The 16,257-nt window shown below is 45.7% G+C and carries 20 protein-coding genes; 10 read left to right on the top strand and 10 right to left on the bottom strand.

Annotation, left to right across the window (positions count from 1 at the left end):
• Positions 1-7: 7 nt before the first annotated feature.
• The 10 genes from vcrH to sctW are packed head-to-tail and all read right to left on the bottom strand — an operon-like array spanning position 8 to position 7,448.
• Positions 8-493, bottom strand: coding sequence for a SycD/LcrH family type III secretion system chaperone VcrH (gene vcrH / locus R7070_RS05425; protein ID WP_005377258.1), 486 nt, complete (start codon positions 491-493; stop codon positions 8-10).
• Between the two features lie 12 nt (positions 494-505).
• Positions 506-2,329: a virulence-associated V antigen gene (locus R7070_RS05420; RefSeq protein ID WP_054576991.1), complete on the bottom strand. Its 1,824-nt coding sequence runs from the start codon at positions 2,327-2,329 to the stop codon at positions 506-508.
• A 10-nt stretch (positions 2,330-2,339) separates the two neighbouring features.
• Positions 2,340-2,624 (bottom strand): LcrG family type III secretion system chaperone, encoded by a 285-nt coding sequence (locus R7070_RS05415; protein WP_005377254.1) that lies wholly within the window; start codon positions 2,622-2,624, stop codon positions 2,340-2,342.
• A 60-nt stretch (positions 2,625-2,684) separates the two neighbouring features.
• A complete protein-coding gene (locus tag R7070_RS05410; protein ID WP_005377252.1) occupies positions 2,685-3,098 on the bottom strand; it encodes an LcrR family type III secretion system chaperone in 414 nt (137 codons plus the stop codon).
• Positions 3,098-5,224 carry a SctV family type III secretion system export apparatus subunit VcrD gene (vcrD, locus tag R7070_RS05405; RefSeq protein WP_086013006.1) on the bottom strand — a complete coding sequence of 709 codons (2,127 nt, stop codon included), beginning with the start codon at positions 5,222-5,224 and terminating at the stop codon, positions 3,098-3,100. Before vcrD ends, R7070_RS05410 begins: the two co-directional genes overlap by 1 nt.
• Positions 5,208-5,549, bottom strand: coding sequence for a type III secretion system chaperone VscY (gene vscY, locus R7070_RS05400; RefSeq protein ID WP_213885707.1), 342 nt, complete (start codon positions 5,547-5,549; stop codon positions 5,208-5,210). The genes vcrD and vscY overlap by 17 nt, the downstream gene beginning before the upstream one ends.
• Positions 5,550-5,554: 5 nt before the next feature.
• Positions 5,555-5,932, bottom strand: a complete 378-nt coding sequence (gene vscX / locus R7070_RS05395; protein WP_005377246.1) for a type III secretion system protein VscX — start codon at positions 5,930-5,932, stop codon at positions 5,555-5,557.
• Positions 5,929-6,303 carry a type III secretion chaperone SycN gene (gene sycN / locus R7070_RS05390; protein WP_005388159.1) on the bottom strand — a complete coding sequence of 125 codons (375 nt, stop codon included), beginning with the start codon at positions 6,301-6,303 and terminating at the stop codon, positions 5,929-5,931. Before sycN ends, vscX begins: the two co-directional genes overlap by 4 nt.
• Positions 6,290-6,574: a TyeA family type III secretion system gatekeeper subunit gene (locus tag R7070_RS05385; RefSeq protein WP_017821330.1), complete on the bottom strand. Its 285-nt coding sequence runs from the start codon at positions 6,572-6,574 to the stop codon at positions 6,290-6,292. Before R7070_RS05385 ends, sycN begins: the two co-directional genes overlap by 14 nt.
• Positions 6,555-7,448, bottom strand: a complete 894-nt coding sequence (gene sctW / locus R7070_RS05380) for a type III secretion system gatekeeper subunit SctW (RefSeq protein WP_065274571.1) — start codon at positions 7,446-7,448, stop codon at positions 6,555-6,557. Before sctW ends, R7070_RS05385 begins: the two co-directional genes overlap by 20 nt.
• Positions 7,449-7,633: 185 nt before the next feature.
• Between sctW and vscN the strand changes: the two genes are divergently transcribed.
• The 10 genes from vscN (at position 7,634) to R7070_RS05330 (ending at position 16,190) form a co-directional block, all read left to right on the top strand.
• Positions 7,634-8,956: a SctN family type III secretion system ATPase VscN gene (vscN, locus tag R7070_RS05375; RefSeq protein ID WP_213880598.1), complete on the top strand. Its 1,323-nt coding sequence runs from the start codon at positions 7,634-7,636 to the stop codon at positions 8,954-8,956.
• Positions 8,953-9,414 carry a type III secretion protein gene (locus R7070_RS05370; protein WP_005377236.1) on the top strand — a complete coding sequence of 154 codons (462 nt, stop codon included), beginning with the start codon at positions 8,953-8,955 and terminating at the stop codon, positions 9,412-9,414. The genes vscN and R7070_RS05370 overlap by 4 nt, the downstream gene beginning before the upstream one ends.
• Positions 9,415-9,423: 9 nt before the next feature.
• Positions 9,424-10,629, top strand: coding sequence for a type III secretion system needle length determinant (locus R7070_RS05365; protein ID WP_256900156.1), 1,206 nt, complete (start codon positions 9,424-9,426; stop codon positions 10,627-10,629).
• On the top strand, positions 10,626-11,594 hold the full coding sequence (gene vscQ, locus R7070_RS05360; protein WP_256900155.1) for a SctQ family type III secretion system cytoplasmic ring protein VscQ: 969 nt from the start codon (positions 10,626-10,628) through the stop codon (positions 11,592-11,594). The genes R7070_RS05365 and vscQ overlap by 4 nt, the downstream gene beginning before the upstream one ends.
• Positions 11,591-12,241 (top strand): SctR family type III secretion system export apparatus subunit VscR, encoded by a 651-nt coding sequence (gene vscR / locus R7070_RS05355; RefSeq protein WP_005377232.1) that lies wholly within the window; start codon positions 11,591-11,593, stop codon positions 12,239-12,241. The genes vscQ and vscR overlap by 4 nt, the downstream gene beginning before the upstream one ends.
• A 13-nt stretch (positions 12,242-12,254) precedes the next feature.
• A complete protein-coding gene (vscS, locus tag R7070_RS05350) occupies positions 12,255-12,521 on the top strand; it encodes a SctS family type III secretion system export apparatus subunit VscS (protein WP_005377227.1) in 267 nt (88 codons plus the stop codon).
• The gene (gene sctT / locus R7070_RS05345) at positions 12,518-13,303 is read left to right on the top strand and encodes a type III secretion system export apparatus subunit SctT (protein ID WP_256900153.1); all 786 of its coding nucleotides are present in this window, start codon (positions 12,518-12,520) and stop codon (positions 13,301-13,303) included. The genes vscS and sctT overlap by 4 nt, the downstream gene beginning before the upstream one ends.
• 15 nt (positions 13,304-13,318) lie before the next feature.
• A complete protein-coding gene (vscU, locus tag R7070_RS05340; protein ID WP_005387129.1) occupies positions 13,319-14,368 on the top strand; it encodes a SctU family type III secretion system export apparatus subunit VscU in 1,050 nt (349 codons plus the stop codon).
• A 102-nt stretch (positions 14,369-14,470) separates the two neighbouring features.
• Entirely contained in the window at positions 14,471-15,181 is a 711-nt protein-coding gene (locus R7070_RS05335; RefSeq protein ID WP_021707757.1) for a helix-turn-helix domain-containing protein, read from the top strand.
• Between the two features lie 106 nt (positions 15,182-15,287).
• Complete coding sequence (locus R7070_RS05330) at positions 15,288-16,190, top strand: DMT family transporter (protein ID WP_372081381.1); 903 nt, start codon at positions 15,288-15,290, stop codon at positions 16,188-16,190.
• The last annotated feature ends 67 nt before the right edge of the window (positions 16,191-16,257 follow it).

Genomic DNA, 16,257 nt, shown 5'->3' with positions numbered 1-16,257 from the left:
AGTCTAATTACTCCTTTTTATTTCTCACCGCTTCTAACATGATGCCTGCACGCTCATGCAAATCTGCATATTGTGATTTTCCGGCAGACATCTCCTTCGCGCTGTAAAACCCACTCTCTGCTTCTGTCAGTTGTTCCAGTTTCAGGTGACATTCAGCAGAGTGAAAAGGTGGGCGTGGATCATTTACGTCCACTAGCGCTGCGTAGCTGTAGGCGTCTATTGCCTGCAGATACTCACCCAACTCCTGACGAGCCGCGCCAAGGCCAATGAAAAATCGCGCCTGATAATGATCAAGCATGCTGAGTAATTGAAATACTTTCGCTGCTTGCTCAATCTTTCCCGATTGGAAAAAGTTGTAACCTACGGCATAAATGTGTTCGATGGTGTCCTGAGACACATCGTGCAACATTTTTAGCGTGCCTCCCTCTTCCAAAAAAGACAGCAGTTCTTCTGCTTGCATTTGAGATGGATCGGTCGCGTTTGTTTTAGTCATGGTTGGTTATCCTTAAATGGCTCGTAGGATTTCTTGTAAAATACTGTGGTACTTCTGAACAAACTTGTTCATCGCTTCAACGGTCGAGTTGTATTGAGAACTGGTGTCGTTCAGCTCAGTGGTTTTGATTTGCACTTCATCGTTAAGCAACTTGGATTTAGCACTGACAGAACTAGAAAAATTAGACAGCTTTTTCGACTTCTCTTCGTCTTGGTACGAAGCACCATCACCGATAGTAATACCTTGTGTTTGAAGGAAGTCTCTATGGTTTGTTATCTTATTATCCGTCAAATACTTGTACTCAGGTGAAGCTTCAAAATCCGTTTGATTGCTGTAGTTAAAGTCACTCGCTTTGAAGTTACTTTCTGGATATCCCGGTTTATAAACCCCATCAACACTTTGCGTAGAGTGAATTTTTGATTGCACAACACCAAAAACTTTAAGCTGTATTGTGAGATCCTCTAATGCCTCTTTCTGGTCATTACGTTTCTCTAAACGGTTAACACGACGCTCATTTAGTGCAAGCAGCACTTGCTCATCAAAACGGTCTCCAATGCTGGACTCAACAACGGCCAACAAATCACGAGCCGTTAGAGAGTGCTCTGCTCTCACCTCGCGATCCGCTTTCTCTTTATCGGTGATATTGAGTAGACGCTCTTTCAATGCCCCTAAGTTCTTGCGCAATGCCTCGTATCGCTCAGTAAATGAAGCCCCGGTAGATTCACCTTTTACTATTTTTTCAAACTGTAATCGGATATCTCGTTCGGTGTTTTCTTTGATCAAATTAACTTGAGCTGCCGTTATTTGTGTCTTTTGGACATCGGCTATCGCGCTATCCTGGTAAAAGTCGTCGATTTCTATATTTGTTAAACTCACCGCGAAGTTGGCGAACAGACTAGAAAGGGTCAAAGGCTCAGTTCCACCAATGACAGTATTAAGTGCTGCTTTTAGATTGTTCGTTCCACTCGCCTCACCATAAGCTGCGCTATATTGGCCTTTCACTTGAGCGGCCATTTCATCTAACGCTTCTTTAAGCTGCTGTTTAGAAATACCAGGAGTCCAGGTAATTCTGCTAGCTAGCGCACTTGCGTCATCGGTGCTTAAAGTAATACCAATGCCTTGAAAACTACTTTTTAATTGAGCTGAGACTTGAAGAGCGAAACTCTCTTTAGTCAACAGAAAATCCGAGCTCTTCAGTTGCGCGAGATTAACGGAACCTAAGCTACTAAAGGCATTGCGAAGAAAAGAAATAGAAGCATCTCTCACTTCACGGGAGCCCATTTGATTAGCAAGCTCTGCAACAAAAAGAGAAATTTCTTTGGTGGCGTTAGCCAGACCTGTCTCGGAGAGGTTGGCGATCTGCTCCGCTTGGTTACTCTGAGTGCCCAGATTAAATTGACTAACAAACTCAGTAGATAACGAGCTATCTACGTTTTCCGTCAGTAACTTACTAAACCAAGCCTGAAACTGATTTGATAGCGTTTGGTTTGTTTGAGCATTAAACTCGGCTGCGGTTAATTCACCATCTGAGTTAGCACTTTGTAGCGACTTTAGCCAAACAGATGCGGTGTCGGTCAATGATATACCAGCAAACGCGTTATTTTTCGCTTTTAGGTTTTCAAGCGTATCAACATAAAGCGCGATGCTTTGTGATTCCGTTTGTCCCGAGATAGTTGGCAATGAAGAGATTATCGAGGCAAGTTGCTGAGTCTCTGCTTCACCCAGTACAGGGGTAAATGCCTCTATCAAGTTTTGTTGGAAAGTGGGTAATGGTGCACTACTCGCAGCTGTGTCTGTTGCTCCTGTCGTAGAGCCAGTCGTTTTCATATTCGTCATTTCCAAACCTCTAAATCATCATGCCGCGCATCACTGTGGGACGCTTTCTGCGTTTACCTGACGTACCTTGTAGCTGAGTTTGTTGTTGCCGGCGGCGCTGGACTTCGTCTATTAGCTCTTGCTCTGCACGTTTCATGGTATCTACTGGCGCTTTTATGCCGCCAAGTAATACATCCCCCGCAACAGGACCAACACCTAAGCCTTCCAATAGCTCGTTAAAAATATCGGTTCTGTCTTCAGCTTTTCTAATGGCAAGCTCAGCGTTCTCAATCGCATCGGTAAACGGTTGCTTCATCTTGATTCCTATCTTAAAGCGGGTCATCTCATCGGTGCTGTCAGTAACAGTCGTGAGTTTTTACTTTTTCAACTTTTTCAAAGGTCTATAATCTGCTAGGCGTAAACAGTACCAGTCTTCTAGCTCATCATGGCTTGCACCGCATGCTTTTAGATAGAACTGTGCCAATCGCTGGCTGCTCATGTTGCTACCACGTAACACATCGACGTTGCCGCGAATGACCCAATCGGAGGGATAAAGTTGAATGGCATGTTCAGCCAAGAGAAATAAGCCGGCAAAGGGGTTACTCAACCCCAATTTTGGACGAACGCGTTTCAGAAGAACGATGATGATTTCACCGTCCTCCACCCGAAAAACGAGCTCTAAGCCTTCAACTTCAATTCGATAACCAAGTTGAATTTCACTTTGTTGCCAAAAGTATGGCGTCACTTCGATCCCCGCTTGCGCCAGCGAGAGTATTAGTTTTGTTTTCATTACATCCCCACCCTTCCAAGTGGCTGAATATTGATTTGCTGGGTTAGTTCTTGAAATGACAAAACGGGCAGATCGTAGTATTCCGATTCAATAAGCTTTCGCACATATCGGCGTACATCCATAGACACAACTAGCACAGGTTTATTCGGCATGCGGCTTAAGTCACCAATGGTCTGTTTCACATCACTGACAAATTGTTGCGTTACTGACGGATCTAACGCCAAGTAACTCCCTGCTGAGGTTTGACGAATACCGCTGCGTATTGTGTCTTCGAGATTTTGATCCAATAAGTAAGCGGGCAACATGTTTTGTCCGCTTGCGTATTTGTAGCAAATGTAACGTTTTAAGCTGGAACGAATGTACTCCGTCAGCTGTACAACATCTTTCTCTTTTTGGCCCCACTCAACCATCGCTTCCAAGATCACGCGAAGGTTTCGGATAGAAATGTCTTCAGAAACCAAGCGTTGCAAGATTTCCGTCATTTTTTGCAACGGAACAATACGCTGGGCCTCTTTGACTAGCTCCGAATAACTGCCTTCCATCTGCTCCAACAGATAACGCGTCTCCTGAATACCAATAAAGTCTTGTGCGTACTCCTTGAGAACATGAGACAAGTGGTACGTTAAAATCCTGTCGGGTGTGAGAAAACCGACATGACTGGCTACGAGTTTTTGCTCATAACTCTGTGCCACCCAAATGCTAGAAATACCAGGTAGAAAATCTTCATCTTGCTCATAAGGCACGCCTAATAAATCGATCTGTTCATTCCCTTCTGTCACCAAGAGTTGATCTTTAACAATTCGTCCTCGTGCAACCGGGACTTCTTGTAACTGAATTAAGTACTCGCCATTTTGCATCCCCTCGTTAAAGCGCAGGTGGATGCCTGGGAAAGGCACGCCTAGGTCGAGATATAGTGCGCGTCTAACCCTTGCTAGCTCTTCATTTAATGCGACCGCTTCCAAGCTTTCCTGAAGGCTCGCGTCAAGATCAATCAACAGCGGGACCGTCATGGCGAACTCTTCTTGCTCACCTAACTTACCTTTGCTGTTTCTAGAAGGCGTGGGTTTGCTTGGCTTCGCTGCTGGCGAACCGGCCCCTTGCGAAACAAAGCTTGATAAGTCGGTGCTATCTGATTCCGCTTGTTTTTTCTGTTGATAGAAAAGGAAGAAACCACCACCACCGACCACGGCGGCCAAGACCAGAAAAGTGATTTTTGGAAACCCAGGGATGAGCGCGAACAGCACCAAAAGCACACCACCAATAAGAAGCGCACGTGGCTGAGCAATGACCTGCCCACCAATATCCGATCCAAGATCAGAAGAGTCTTCATGAGAAACACGCGTCACGATAATACCGGCGGTAATCGCGATAAAAAGTGCCGGGATCTGCGATACCAAACCATCACCAACGGTCAAAATCGCAAACAATTCAAGTGCTTCAGAAGCACTCATGCCTTTTTGCGTTACCCCGATCGTGACGCCACCTAAGATGTTGACCACAATGATGACCAGACCCGCAATGGAGTCGCCTTTAACGAACTTCATCGCGCCATCCATCGAGCCATACATTTGGCTTTCTTTTTCAATCAGTGATCGTCGGTGCCTAGCTTCGTGTACGTCAATTACTCCAGCACGCATGTCACCGTCAATACTCATCTGCTTACCAGGCATCGCATCGAGTGAGAAGCGCGCACTAACTTCTGCTACCCTTTCTGAGCCTTTGGTGATCACCATAAACTGAACAATGGTAATGATCAGGAACACAACAATACCGACCACTAAGTTACCGCCCACAACGAAGTTACCGAATGTATAAACGATTTGACCAGCATCGCCTTGTAGCAAGATCAAGCGGGTTGTCGTGATAGATAAAGACAGACGAAACAATGTCGTGATCAATAGCACCGCAGGAAATGCAGAGAACTCAAGTGGCGTGGTGATGTAAATCGCTAACATAAGCAGCACCACCGCAATGCTCATGTTGGTGCCAATCAGCACATCCACCAGTGCGGTAGGAAGTGGCAATATCATCATAAAGACGATCGCGAGTAACATCACCGCAAGCATGATGTCTTTTCGTTGCCCTACTTTGTTTAGAATATCGATCAACTTATTCATGTGATTCACTATTTAAAGATTGCAGATAGCGTCGGTGCGCTTGGCGTGCCCCATCGACGTCATTTTGTTTCCAACGCGCTTGGCTTAAACAAAACCAGAGTCCTGCCGAGTCAGGATGAAGGCCGGATTTTAATAAGTGCTCACACACCTCAATCGCCCGGGTATATCGACCACTTTGTAAACACGCCACAGCAAGTGTTTGCATCGCCTCTTTGTGCTGCGGTTCTATTTCTAGAACCGCATCGAGAATAGAAATGGCATGCTCTGGCTTTTGGTATTGAACTTGTAGCGCAGCGTGAACAAGTAAGAGTTCAATGTCTTTGGATCTCAACATGTTGGTTAGACCTGGATAAGGAGATTGAGCGCCATAGTGAGGTAACGCTGATCAAGTTGTGTACTTTGTAGCGTTTCAGATGCTTTGATAAAAGAAGCGGAGCCTGAGTCCTGTGCAAGAACTTGCAGCTGAGCCAACGTTTCATCAAATTGTTGACGGTATTTTTCTGGACGCAACAACTCTGAATGCAGCAGCTTGGGCTTAGTTAACGCGATGAGATATTGGTCTGAAGGCCGGAGGTCATAGAGCTTCTCTAAATGTGTAGCGACCGCCTGCCCATCAGGAAGCAGTTGAAATCGCTCTGGGAAATCGGCCTTAACTTCACTATGAGTAACATGCGTAAAGGCTTCGATGCCTACGTTTAAAGTGCTGACTCGAGTCATGAGCCTGCCACATCGTTATGTAGACGAGCCAAAAGCGTAAACGCTTGCTCTAAGGTCGGAAGTGTTACTTCTTCTCCTTTTAGCCTTGCTGAAAAAACCAGAGTTTGCTCATCTAACAAGCCGGTTTTAATTTCGAAAGGCCAGCCTTGATCGGCATGACACAAACACAGTGCACTTTGAATCATGTCACTGGTTTGATGCCAAGATAACGCTCGAGACAACATCAAGAATAACTGCTCACCCTGTCGCTCAATATGCAGCGTACCACTTTGCTCAAAATCCAGCTGCACCCGTCCAGCTGATGAGAAATCGACGGCATCGAGCCCCATTCCTCGGCAAAATTCATCGACGGATGCATCAATCCAACTCATCTTCCCACGCTTCCTCTTCTTCTATATCAATGGCTTCGTCTAGCGCCTTTTGTACCGCTTGGATTAAATTCTGTCGTTGTTCTTCATCGGCGAATACGTCAATTGGGATTGCGCGAACTAACTTATGGAACTCTCGAAAAAAATCGATTGTTTGTTCTACAGCCTTCAATTCCATTGCGTTGGCGACTTTCCATATCTCATCACTGCTTACCCATCGCTGCTCTACCAACGCAATCACATCAGCCATCAAATTAGAAACTTGATAAGCCATAATTCGTCCTTTCCGGTTTAAACATTTGGAACAGCTGACTCACACGATCTTGCAACGTATTTAGAGTTTTGAGTTTTTGCATATCGGACATCAACCACTGCAACTTAACCGAATCGATACTGCTACCTTGAACACTAAGATCTGCACTCATGCCTTGCAGCATAAAGTCAACAGCGGTCGATACCTCCTGCTCACCAAAGCGCGCCACAACATCTTGATAAGCCGCGCCGAGCCCTTGATAACTATGAACGGTATCGCGGTAGAAGCCGCGCAGCTGATGCAAAGAGCTAAACTCTTGCTCTTGGCTGTATTCATCAGCAAAATTTGAGACACGGATTTCCGTATCAATTTGAGACCATGTATCTGGGTTTTGCTCGATTCTTAGAAGTGCTTGGTCAATCAGCGCTAGTAGGTGTTTACTTTCTGGACTCGCACTCAAAAACTTTTTCACGGCTTTTAACGCAAGGTATTGATGGCTTTTCTCATCGGAAAACCCATTCAAGTAGGCTTGTAATTGCGCGATGGTCGAGATATTCCCTCCCGCCATTTTTGTAGCCAAATCTTTGATCTTTTGATTCTTTTCAAGATCAGGGACTTTTCGCAGATAGTCAGAAACGAGTTCGTGCGCTTCATTAACTCGAACGCCACTGTCTTTCACTTTGCGCTTAGTCAGATCTTTCTCTGCTTTTTCGGAACCGAGTGAAGTGAGTTCTTCCATCGCATCAAAAAGTGATTGTGTGGCATTGTGAACACGGACGGTTTCACCGCGATAATTGCCTTTTTGTGAAACGTCGGGGCGAGACGATTCCAACCCGTTTTGGATAGACGCATCAAACTTTGGATTTGTTGCGATATGATTGTTGATAATACTCATTCACTTGCACTCCTTCCGCACAATACAGGCGAATTATAGGAAGTGCGCTTTGTTGAAGCTGTCAAAATCAGACGTGTTTTTTTAGTGCGCTTTCAGTTTTCTAAAAACTCCCGACTGATATTCACTATAAATTGATTCTTATACTTTCTATCCTCTCAGCATCAATCATTGCGCATATTTTTACCTTGAACGATTTCTCATACATCACTGATATCCAACAATCTGCGATTAAACACACGCGTTTGATCCAAATTCGCGGGCGCGTCACACAAGTCACCGGCACCATTATCAAAGCTGTCGTCCCTGGCGTTCGTGTAGGTGAACTGTGTGAGTTGCGTAATCCCGATCAAACTCTGTCTTTGTTAGCGGAAGTGGTTGGCTTCCAGCAGCATCACGCTTTGCTCACTCCGTTAGGAAATATGTTTGGGATTTCCTCAAATACAGAAGTAAGCCCAATGGGTAAAATGCACGAAGTGGGTGTTGGCGACCACCTGTTAGGTACAACGCTTGACGGGCTTGGACGTCCTTTCGATGGTACGCAAAGTCAGGAACCAAGCGCTTGGTATCCTGTTTATCGCGATGCGCCACCACCAATGCAACGTAAACTGATTGAAAAGCCAATCTCTCTTGGCGTTCGATCCATTGATGGGCTACTGACCTGTGGTGAAGGTCAGCGCATGGGTATTTTTGCAGCGGCTGGCGGGGGTAAAAGTACCCTACTGGCAAAACTGATTCGCTCCGCAGAAGTTGACGTGACCGTTCTCGCTTTGATTGGTGAACGTGGACGCGAAGTGCGCGAGTTTATTGAGCATGACCTAGGCGAAGAAGGAATGGCCAAATCGGTTTTAGTGGTCGCTACCTCTGATCGCCCAGCAATGGAGCGCGCCAAAGCCGCCTTTGTTGCCACTTCTATCGCAGAATATTTTCGTGACCAAGGTAAACGCGTGCTACTGCTGATGGATTCTGTAACGCGTTTCGCCCGCGCACAGAGGGAGATTGGACTAGCCGCAGGCGAGCCACCAACACGACGTGGCTATCCGCCTTCCGTTTTTGCCGCTTTGCCAAAGCTGATGGAACGAGCTGGACAATCAGACAAAGGATCAATTACAGCACTGTACACCGTGTTGGTGGAAGGTGACGACATGACAGAGCCTGTCGCGGATGAAACTCGCTCAATTCTAGACGGGCACATCATTCTCTCGCGTAAACTTGCGGCAATGAACCATTACCCTGCGATTGATGTACTTCGGTCAGCAAGCCGAGTGATGAATCAAATCGTTGAATCCGATCATCAGGCGTCTGCTGCTCATATTCGCGAAATGTTAGCTAAGTATGAAGAAGTTGAGCTGCTAATCAAAATTGGCGAATACCAACATGGCGCAGATAGCCGAGCGGATTTGGCCATTGCACAAAGTGATGATATATGCGCCTTTTTACGCCAAGGCACGCATGAACCAAGCGATCTTGATGGCGCTATCGCTCAACTTAAAGGGATGGCGAAACAATGATAGAACGCTTATTAGAAATCAAAAAAATTCGCGCTGACCGTGCGGATAAAGCCGTCAAGCGTCAAGAATACCGAGTGTCAAACGCCGCAGCACAGGTTCAAAAGGCCGAACGTTCTGTCGCGGACTATCACGTTTGGCGCCAGGAAGAAGAAGAGCGACGTTTTGCTAAAGCAAAACAACAAACGCTCGTTCTCAAAGAGCTAGAAACATTAAGACAAGAAATCGCGTTGTTAAGAGAGAGAGAAGCCGAACTTAAACAACGTGTGGCCGAGTCAAAAAAAGCGCTTGAAATCGAACGCTCGGCACTTAAAGAAAAGCAAAAAGAGGCGCGACAAGCCCATAAAACCAAAGAAAAATTCGTTCAGTTGCAGCAACAAGAAGTCGCGGAAAAATCGCGAGAAAGGCAATACCAAGAAGAACTCGAACAGGAAGAGTTTCGCACTGTCGACATTATCTAAAGGTTCACTATGCGCATTACCCCAACAACTGAAACATCGAATACGCTGCACAAATCAACGCCGGAACAAGCGCCTCTCGAGAAGGAGGCCGAGCTTCAATCACAATTCGAGCATGCAATGACGAAGAAGCCTAGCAAGGGAAAGGAGTCTATCGTTGGGAATCCCCAAAAAAATCATACTGGCGAAGAAGACATACCGCTAAGGCATAAGACATCTCAAGGTCTAGATAAGAAACTTAACCTATCGAACCAAGAAGCCAACGCTGACAAAAACATCTCCACTTTAAAAGGTCAAAGTGACGTCGTCAGTAAGAGAGATATAGAGAAATCGCAAGACGACGCAGCAAATAGCGAAGAAATAATTAGCAAAAACAATAAATTGCTTAAACATGATGGAAAAAGCGATGGCGACACAGTTCTAAGCTCCCCTTCTACCGAGCGTGTTGATCCTCACTTTCAAGCTCATTTGAAAGATGATAAACCGACGCCGATGGATAAACATACCTCGCCGGAGTATCTCTCTACGCTTGAATCTGGCTTGCTCCCCCAAAATGCGACAGCGACAGAGCTCGCTCAAGATGGGATTAACATTGTTGGCTTAACGAAAAGGCAAACTGAAAAAACGCACAATAAGCGTGCAGCTCCGCCGCTACAGAATACAGGCAAACGATCAGACCAAACTGGTGGCCTGCCTGAAACCAAGCCTCTTGAAAAAATCGTGACGAAAAGCGCACTAGTCGCCGTTAAAACGGATGAAGAAAAAGTGCCTTCTCAACCCCTTGCAAGTGCGGTAACACAAGGCGATGTCATCCTAAAAAGTGTTGCTTCGCAGGCTCAACCAAGCCCAACGCGAGACGTAAACCAATTACTCCAGCAATTGGTGGATAAAATCTATGTTGCTCTGCCAACCGCATCGGACAACAAAGAGGTTCGGCTGTTTCTAAGTGAAGGACAATTAAAAGGTGGCGAAATCCACATCAAGTTGGACGCTCAAGGGTATAGCGTGACGATTCGACAAGAGCATGCCCTTTCCATTATTAGCCAGCAAGCTAGACAAGATCTTGCTGATCGGCTAAACCGATTCGGTGGTGAGCAGCCACTTCGCTTAGCGATCAGCGAACAAACTCAACAGCTCGATCAACAACAACATGAACAACAACACTCACGCCAACAACGCAGCGTGTATGAAGAATGGCAAGCGGAGAATGACCTATGACACCGTTAATAATACCCAAAGTGGATGCAGAAAGTATCGCGCTCAGCAATCAACTTTGTGCAAAACAGTGCCACTTCCAAGGGACTGATGGTCAGAGCGTATCGATTACTGTTGCTCAAATCCCTTCATTTGAAGGGTTCCGTTTAACCACGTTGATTGGAGGGCAAACCCTACAAGTAGACTTTTCTCGTGCGCAGCTCCAACATTGGCTGAAATCGACCTTAAATGCTACTGCGTTTGAGTCCCTGCCTAACTCCCTCCAGTTAGCACTTTTGAGCTCACAGATAGAACCGCATAGTGAGGCAATCAAAGCGCTATTTGGTCAGTTACCCATTCTTAGTCAACTACAGCCGTTAGAGGCGAGCCAGGCCCAAGAGCATACTTTAATGTTAACGCTCAATAAGCCTAACGGCTCTCTTTGTTTGTGGGTTAGCGAAGGATCAGACGTGTTGTTGGATGCGCTACCAAACAGCGCTGCTCTACAAGCTCGACACCTCGCTTTACCTGTGTGGTTAAGTCTTGGAAGGACCCATTTGACGTTAAGCGAATTTAATTCGCTCGAGCTGGGAGATGTCATCTTTTTTGACGATGGTTACATCGCCAAGCAACAAGCCATTTTTCAAGTATCTAACCAGAATCTCTGGCGCTGCCAGCTAGATGACCAAACTCTTCACATTATTGAAAAAGAAACCAATATGAATGACGTAAACACTTCAGAAATGTTAACCGACCACCAGCAACTGCCTGTGGAACTCACGTTTGATATCGGCCATCAAACCATCACGCTAGAGCAGCTTAACCAGCTTCAGCCAGGGTACGTATTCGAGCTAAACCAGTCTGTATCTAAGCCGGTAACATTGCGTGCCAACGGCAAAATCATTGGTGAGTGTGAACTGGTTAATGTTAACGAACATTTAGGTGTGCGCGTACTGGAGCTGTTCGGTGGCACGCAGGAGCCAGCATGATCCAGTTACCCGACGAGCTCAATCTCATTGTCAGCTTAGCACTGCTGGCACTGATCCCATTTATCGCCATGATGGCGACGTCATTTGTGAAACTCGCCGTTGTATTCTCACTGCTGCGTAACGCTCTCGGTGTACAGCAAATTCCGCCGAATATGGCGCTTTACGGATTGGCTATCATTCTGTCAATTTTCATCATGGCTCCCGTCGGGTTTGAAACCTACGACTACGTAAAGCAGCATGATATCTCCCTTGAAGATTCTGCAAGTGTAGAAGGCCTCATTGAAAGCGGTTTACAGCCTTATCGAGAATTTTTGAAAAAGCATATTCGGGAAACCGAAGCCATATTCTTCACTGATGCTGCACGCACATTGTGGCCACAGAAGTACGTAGACCGTTTAGAGTCGGACAGCTTATTGCTCTTACTGCCCGCATTTACCGTCAGCGAGCTTACTCGCGCTTTTGAAATTGGCTTTCTGTTGTACTTACCGTTCATCGCTATTGACCTAATTGTGTCGAATATCCTACTCGCGATGGGGATGATGATGGTATCGCCAATGACGATTTCCCTCCCCTTCAAATTGTTGCTTTTTGTCTTGCTTGACGGCTGGACAAAGCTCACCCACGGCTTAGTGTTGAGTTACGGTTAATCACGGAGAAAGTATGCATTCTGCTGAAATCATTCATTTCACGACTCAAGCATTAACCCTAGTGTTGTACTTGTCATTACCGCCGATTTTAGTCGCAGCATTGGTTGGTACATTGGTGTCGCTTATTCAGGCGTTAACTCAGGTCCAAGAACAAACGTTAGGCTTTGTGGTCAAGCTTATCGCGGTCATTATTACGCTGTTCGTCACAACGCAATGGCTAGGGGCAGAGCTCCACGCCTTCGCCTCGCTTGCTATGGATAAAATTCCTCAAATACGATGAGTTATCACGACTTACACCAGGCTTTATTTTTGTACAGCCTGACGTTACCTCGGTTAATGGCATGCTTCATCTTTTTGCCTATTTTGAGCAAGCAAATGCTAGGCGGCACCATGGTGAGAAATGGTGTGCTTTGCTCACTCGCACTGTTTATATTTCCGATGATTAATCAGCAAAGCTTGCCCGCAGAAACCGACGGCATTTGGCTGATAATGATTTTGGGTAAGGAGGTATTAATTGGGCTATTGATAGGGTTTGTTGCTGCTATCCCCTTTTGGGCGATAGAAGCGGCCGGTTTTCTGGTCGACAACCAACGTGGGGCTGCCATAGCAAGTATGTTTAACCCAACGCTAGGCTCACAATCCACACCAACAGCGGTATTACTGACCCAAACGTTGATTACCCTGTTCTTCTCTGGCGGGGGCTTTGTCACTTTTATCTATGCGTTATTCAAAAGCTATACATCTTGGCCGATCGTGGACTTTTTCCCAACCGTTAACGACGCATGGGTGAGTTTCTTCTACGCGCAATTTGAACAGCTTATGTGGCTTGGTGTGTTGATGTCCGCTCCACTAGTGTTGGCAATGTTTCTTGCTGAGTTTGGTCTGGCGCTTATCAGTCGTTTTGCACCGCAATTGAATGTTTTTTTCCTTGCCATGCCAATAAAAAGTGCCATCGCGAGTGTTTTACTGATCGTGTATCTCGGAATAATGATGGATCACTTTGAAGTACAGTTTTACGGCATTACCCGATTCGCAGAACAACTCAATACCATTTGGCAATAACGCTTAGGATTCTTTATGAGTGCAGAAAAAACAGAGCAACCCACCGCAAAAAAGTTACGCGATGCTCGACAGAAAGGTCAGGTTGCCAAAAGCCAAGAAATCGTATCGTCTGCATTAATTTTGGCGCTCATAATTGTACTGTTTGCGTTCGCCGATTATTACATGTCGCACATCTCAGCGCTTATTCTCCTACCAAGTAAGCTTGCTTATCAGGGTTTCCAAGATGCGCTAGTCGATGTCGCTATCGCCATCGCAAAAGAAATTGCCTATCTACTCGCTCCGATTATTCTGGTTGCTGCACTCGTCGCCATCTTTTCCAATATGGGGCAGTTCGGATTCCTATTTAGTGGTGAATCCGTTAAACCCGACATCAAAAAGATCAATCCCGTCGAAGGGGCCAAACGCATTTTTTCCCTTAAGAGTGTGATTGAGTTTATCAAGTCGATCCTTAAAGTCTCTCTTCTTTCCTGCATTATCTGGGTGACATTACGCGGTAACATCAACGCTTTAATGCAAATTCCAACTTGTGGGCTAGAATGTGTCCCGACCATTACTGGCGTCATGATTAAACAATTAATGATTATCTCTTCGGTAGGCTTCATCGTCATCGCTGCCGCAGATTTTGCGTACCAGAAATTTGATCACACGAAAAAGCTCAAAATGAGCAAGGACGAAGTGAAGCGCGAATACAAAGAGATGGAAGGCAGTCCAGAAATAAAAAGCAAACGTCGTCAGTTGCACCAAGAGCTACAAGCCTCTAATCAACGTGAAAACGTTAAACGTTCTAATGTATTAGTTACAAACCCAACACATATCGCGGTTGGCCTTTATTACAAGAAAGGCGAAACGCCCCTGCCCGTCATCACTTTGATGGAAACCGATGCGGTAGCCAAACGTATGGTCGCAATCGCTAAAGAGGAAGGCGTGCCTGTGATGCAAAAAGTCCCTCTTGCTCGTGCACTATACGCCGACGGTAACGTCGACCAGTACATCCCAAGCGATCTTATTGAGGCAACTGCGGAAGTGCTTCGTTGGTTGGCTTCGTTAGAGTCCGAGGCGGACTAACAAACCACATCCCATTCAAGATCTGGGCTTACAACTGCCCAGCTTTCAACCTCGATACTTTCAACGCTATAATGCGGTATCCTTTAACTGTATGTTGTTTTTATGAAATCTAGCTTAAGCATTCGCTCCTACACGAAACGTATGAGCCGACATACTCATAGTGATTATCATCAACTGGTGCTTCCTCTCCAGGGCAACATACATATTGATATGGATAGCTATGTCGGAAAGGTGGCGGTTGGCGACTGCATAGTCATCCCCAAAAGTTGTGCTCACGGGTTTAATGCCGAAGAGTCATCACGCTTTATTGTTGCGGATATGACCACTTTGCCCACTCATTTGATGGATAATAGTGTGGCTGTGTTTTCGATTAGCCCGCCTCTACTGAGCTTTATCCAGTTTGTCGAAAAGCAACTTGAGTATCAGGTTAATGATGAAATTGAAAACTCAATGGTTGCAACCTTCTATCTGTTGCTGGAGCAGCAAAAGCGGTCTCGCTCCGTGGATTTGCGTATTCGAGATGTACAGGTTGTGATCGCGGAGCAGCTTGATCAGCCACTCACCATTGCCTCATTAGCGAATGCCGCTTGCTTGAGTCCGACGCAGTTTAAAAAGCTTTTTAAAGAGCAGCTAAAAGTGAGCGTCCATAAGTACATTACACTACAACGTATGGAAAAAGCCAAAGCACTACTGACTCATACAGACCTTCCAGTTCAGTTGATAGCTGAACGAGTTGGTTATAGTGACCTTTCCGCGTTTAGTCGACGGTTTTCAATGCATTTTGGTATGTCTCCTAGAGAGTTTTCCCGATAGTCACTAAAATAGTCTTCTGGAACAAGTATTCCGTCTTTTCAGCACAAAAATCTCTATCGCTTTCTTTTATTCTTTCTACCCTAAAACAGCCATTCACTAGGTAGAAATTACAGTGTTAAAAAAACATTTCACCGACTATCAATTAGGAACTTTATCCATACTTTTTGCTTCAACCCTGTGGGGAACGACGGGCACCGCTGCCAGCTTGGCACCGGATGTCAGTGCTCTCGCCATTGGCGCATTTTCTATGGGTATTGGTGGGTTTATGCAAGCATGTCTATCTGCGAAGTCACTGAAGAGAGATTTTCGAAAAGTCGTACATAAGAAGAAAACGTTACTGATTAGTATTATCGCCTTAGCCACCTACCCACTGGCTTTTTATTCATCAATGCGATTCGCTGGTGTGGCTATTGGTACGGTTATTTCTATCTCCACTGCTCCTTTCTTTTCTGCTTTATTAGAGTGTCTCTTTAGCCGAAATCAGACCATAACCAAGCGCTGGATGATGAGTTTCGCAATCGGGGTCATTGGCATTACCTTGTTGCTGGCTTCTGAGTCATCCGCAAATAGCTTATTTGATCAGGATATGAAGCATTGGGGTGTATTACTTGGCCTATTGGCAGGTTTGACGTACGCCATTTACTCATGGGGAGTAAAGGCTATGATTGACCACGGCATTGAATCGCAAACGGCCATGGGAAGTGTTTTTGGTATTGGTGGAGTTTTGCTTCTACCAACACTTTTCATCACGGGTGATAATCTATTTGCATCGTCAACTAATACGACGGTCATGCTCTACATGGCCTTGATTCCAATGGGGTTAGGTTACGTCGCTTTTGGGTTTGGGCTACGGTTTGTTACAGCCAGTGGAGCTAGCATACTCACGCTATTTGAACCTGTTATCGCAGCAGCACTAGCAGTTGCGATTGTTGGGGAAGAAATTTCTTTCATTGGTTGGGTTGGTATAACGTTGACACTTGTGTGTTTGTTTCTTCAGTCGAAAAGTTAAATTAAACCGATATTAGCCAGCCCCAAAAAGGAACGCTGACGGTAGATAAAGTAAGGAGCAGCACCTA

It is taken from the genome of Vibrio sp. 1557 (assembly GCF_033340175.1).
In the GTDB taxonomy this organism is placed as follows: Bacteria; Pseudomonadota; Gammaproteobacteria; order Enterobacterales; family Vibrionaceae; genus Vibrio; species Vibrio alginolyticus.
Note: the sequence above shows the minus strand (reverse complement) of the source record. Positions and strands in the feature narration are given on the sequence as shown.

What these genes read in the sequence shown, in the direction of transcription:
- sycN (WP_005388159.1), bottom strand. Translation starts at nt 6,303, where the DNA reads ATGAGTTGGATTGATGCATCCGTCGATGAATTTTGCCGAGGAATGGGG.
- vscQ (WP_256900155.1), top strand. Translation starts at nt 10,626, where the DNA reads ATGACACCGTTAATAATACCCAAAGTGGATGCAGAAAGTATCGCGCTC.
- vscY (WP_213885707.1), bottom strand. Translation starts at nt 5,549, where the DNA reads ATGTTGAGATCCAAAGACATTGAACTCTTACTTGTTCACGCTGCGCTA.
- R7070_RS05420 (WP_054576991.1), bottom strand. Translation starts at nt 2,329, where the DNA reads ATGACGAATATGAAAACGACTGGCTCTACGACAGGAGCAACAGACACA.
- vscX (WP_005377246.1), bottom strand. Translation starts at nt 5,932, where the DNA reads ATGACTCGAGTCAGCACTTTAAACGTAGGCATCGAAGCCTTTACGCAT.
- vscS (WP_005377227.1), top strand. Translation starts at nt 12,255, where the DNA reads ATGCATTCTGCTGAAATCATTCATTTCACGACTCAAGCATTAACCCTA.
- R7070_RS05365 (WP_256900156.1), top strand. Translation starts at nt 9,424, where the DNA reads ATGCGCATTACCCCAACAACTGAAACATCGAATACGCTGCACAAATCA.
- vscR (WP_005377232.1), top strand. Translation starts at nt 11,591, where the DNA reads ATGATCCAGTTACCCGACGAGCTCAATCTCATTGTCAGCTTAGCACTG.
- vscU (WP_005387129.1), top strand. Translation starts at nt 13,319, where the DNA reads ATGAGTGCAGAAAAAACAGAGCAACCCACCGCAAAAAAGTTACGCGAT.
- R7070_RS05335 (WP_021707757.1), top strand. Translation starts at nt 14,471, where the DNA reads ATGAAATCTAGCTTAAGCATTCGCTCCTACACGAAACGTATGAGCCGA.
- R7070_RS05410 (WP_005377252.1), bottom strand. Translation starts at nt 3,098, where the DNA reads ATGAAAACAAAACTAATACTCTCGCTGGCGCAAGCGGGGATCGAAGTG.
- sctT (WP_256900153.1), top strand. Translation starts at nt 12,518, where the DNA reads ATGAGTTATCACGACTTACACCAGGCTTTATTTTTGTACAGCCTGACG.
- R7070_RS05415 (WP_005377254.1), bottom strand. Translation starts at nt 2,624, where the DNA reads ATGAAGCAACCGTTTACCGATGCGATTGAGAACGCTGAGCTTGCCATT.
- sctW (WP_065274571.1), bottom strand. Translation starts at nt 7,448, where the DNA reads ATGAGTATTATCAACAATCATATCGCAACAAATCCAAAGTTTGATGCG.
- vcrH (WP_005377258.1), bottom strand. Translation starts at nt 493, where the DNA reads ATGACTAAAACAAACGCGACCGATCCATCTCAAATGCAAGCAGAAGAA.
- R7070_RS05370 (WP_005377236.1), top strand. Translation starts at nt 8,953, where the DNA reads ATGATAGAACGCTTATTAGAAATCAAAAAAATTCGCGCTGACCGTGCG.
- R7070_RS05385 (WP_017821330.1), bottom strand. Translation starts at nt 6,574, where the DNA reads ATGGCTTATCAAGTTTCTAATTTGATGGCTGATGTGATTGCGTTGGTA.